A 2,762-nucleotide genomic window follows, 5' to 3' on the forward strand; every position below is an offset into this window, starting at 1 on the left:
TTCCATGACATTGCTGATGGTGATCCAGTACTCGATCACTCCCGCCTTCTGAAGGCGATGGAAAACGCCTTCGAATATGCCGCAGCGCACGGCGGGATTGGGCTTACGCAAACCAAGGCCTTCAACCGCAAGTTTGCCCATTGGATGGCAGATCATTCGCCTTGGCCGCAATATCATACTGATGAACTGATGCGACTCAACAAAGTCTTGAACGAATGGGACGTGCCGCACGCAATGGTCGTCCACGATTTGATGACTGTCGCCAAGTTCGGGCGTCATACCAAGGGTAAGTTCCAGGTTTCAAAAAAGGCGCAAGACCTTGCCAGCCAGCGTGGTGCGTTCTTCGCGAAGATCTCAGAAACATACCTGTTCGAGTATAATCACGCACGCAACGCCAGATCAGAATTCACAGCTCCCGGAAACTGGGACATTTTCCTCAACATCATCAATGTCGAGGCAGAACAAGGCCTTTCAGAAGCGCACCTCGTCAAGACGCTCTATGGTCTCGAAAAACGTGCGCATGTGATTGATTGGGAATACTATGACCACGCCGGGTTCATCTTCACGCATGTTCTGCAACCACTCAGCTGGCTTGGTTTTCTGGCAGAAACATCCGACGGTGGCAGACTGTCAGATCGCACCTACTGGAAAACGCCATTGTGGCGGGCGTGTCTGCAACTGGAAACCGACGGTATGGTCGACGTACCTCATCGCCACTAAGGCTTCACTCAAGGTGTTGGCATCAAAATTGAGCCCTCTACCCTCCTTGCTTTGCTTGAGCGTCTTCGCATCATCTATTTTTGCGGCAGCCCAGTTGTCATTTGCAATCTCGATGACACGAAGCCAACAGATCAAGCCGGGGATCAGGGCATTTGAAACACAATCAAAAATTGATCGTGCTCCAAAGCGCGCTCACCGGAAGGGCGAAGTTCCGGTCGCCAAAGGTGAGCTTTTCTTGGCCTAGGTAGAACACGATCCCCGTGCATGTTTTATTGCGGCCAGGCCCGTCTTTTGAGAACCATTTAAGGTGTTTGAAATCATCTCCATTAACTGATGCAGATGCCTTTATCTCAACGCAGACCAAGTGGCTGCCACCGTCGATCAGGATGTCAATTTCCCGCTGGTCTGCGCTGCGCCAGTGATAGAGCCGGTAGTCAGCGTCCTGCATTGGGACGGCACGCTGGATCTCGTTCAGAACAAAGCTCTCTAGCAGGCCGCCAAGCGCCTGCGGGTTGTTGTCGATAGTGAAGGTATCTTGGGTGAAACGCCGAAGGGCACAGGCGATGCCAGTATCTGCAAAATGGTATTTTGGGTTCTTGATCTCCCGCCTGCCCTCGCCTGATGTCCAGGCACCCAGCTTGGTCAGCATTGACAACCTTAGCAGGATATCAAGGTATTGATCGACGGTAACCCGTTGCAGTTTTGTCAGTTTAGAAAGCTCGGAAGTGTTGATTTCCTGCGCGGAGCGTGCCGCCATCTGATCTATCAGGATACGCAACGCATCCGGTTTTCGAACCGGCATGATATCAGCGACATCGCGCTCCACCACTGCGTCGATGTAATCCCGATATTGCCGCTGGCGGGATCTGATCGGTAGCTCTCTCACCTCTGGAAAACCACCTTCCAGAATGAAATCTATGTAGTCATGTCGACTGACCTTTTCTGGACCACCCACCTGCCCTAGTTTCGGTTCGTTTTGCATCGCCCAATCCATGATGCGATTGACGGGTGCCTTTTTGACTTCAGCGACGGATAGGGGCCAGAGCTTAAGTGTTCGCATTCTACCCGCAAGCGAGTCAGCCACATCAGTGGTTGTGAATACGTTGGAGGAGCCGGTAAGTACAAATTGCCCCTTACGCCGATTGGTATCGACGACCCTCTTGATCGCGAGAGCTAGTTTTTTGGATCGCTGGGCCTCATCAATGATAAGCGGCTCGCCGTTCAAATTGTCCGTTAAGCTGGAAAGCTGCCCCTCCGGGTCCGCTTCAATGGCCGCCAAGACAGCTGCGTCATCCAATGTTATGAAACTGCCATTGCCAAACAAGTCTCGTACAAGTGTTGTCTTGCCAACTTGCCTTGGACCAATGAGGTTGACCACACGTGCTGATGCAAGTGCATCTTCAAGCTCTGGGATGAGGTGCCTTGGCAGATATTCTTCTGTATCAGTCATGAACCTTTTGTCTCTTCCTCGCCTGATGAAGCCCAAACCGAAAAAGAGGTCCGCTTCCTGCTTACAGAATGCATATTAGAGGCCCCACCATTTGTCTATTAGATGTCTCACCATTTGTTCATTAGTGCATCTACAGTTTGCCTAGTACACAAGTTTGCTGGGAATTTCGTAAAGTTCACATTCACTCGCTCTCTGGGCTTGGCCAGGTCACGTGAGCTGTATATCTCGAACATCACCAAGAAATTCCTAGTGGTAGAACATGGAAGGGCGCTGATTGTAAGGCGTGGCGAAATGCGCGCGGTCCACTGATGCTCCTGCGATGGCATAACTGGTTGTACGCCCTTCCCCGAGATTTACAATTGGTCGCCCTCGACAAGGCGCTTCAAAGAGTGCGAACTGGTCGTTCTCCAGGCTTTCTGAGCGACGCCTTTGCGGATTACCTCGCGGCCGCTTTTGGGTGCGCAGCATTGAAATCCAGGATAGCCTGATCTGCGAGGACCATGAAACGAAAGTATGAGAAAGCGAAACGATTAAGGCATTGAAATCGTACATCTATTACTGAGCACAGTTAAATCGTTCCAGTAGCAATGAC

Annotated in this window: 2 protein-coding genes; one reads left to right on the forward strand and one right to left on the reverse strand. The window is 51.4% G+C overall.

The genetic code is table 11. From position 1 onward, the window contains the following. A partial coding sequence (locus WBC85_RS12005; protein ID WP_424437300.1) for a hypothetical protein occupies nucleotides 1-720 on the forward strand: 720 nt, incomplete at its 5' end. A 163-nt stretch (nucleotides 721-883) separates the two neighbouring features. Here the strand turns inward: WBC85_RS12005 and WBC85_RS12010 are convergent. Beyond that, entirely contained in the window at nucleotides 884-2,206 is a 1,323-nt protein-coding gene (locus WBC85_RS12010) for an ATP-binding protein (RefSeq protein WP_424437303.1), read from the reverse strand. Nucleotides 2,207-2,762: the final 556 nt, after the last annotated feature.

The sequence above is a fragment of the Planktotalea sp. genome (assembly GCF_049680325.1).
GTDB lineage: Bacteria > Pseudomonadota > Alphaproteobacteria > Rhodobacterales > Rhodobacteraceae > Planktotalea.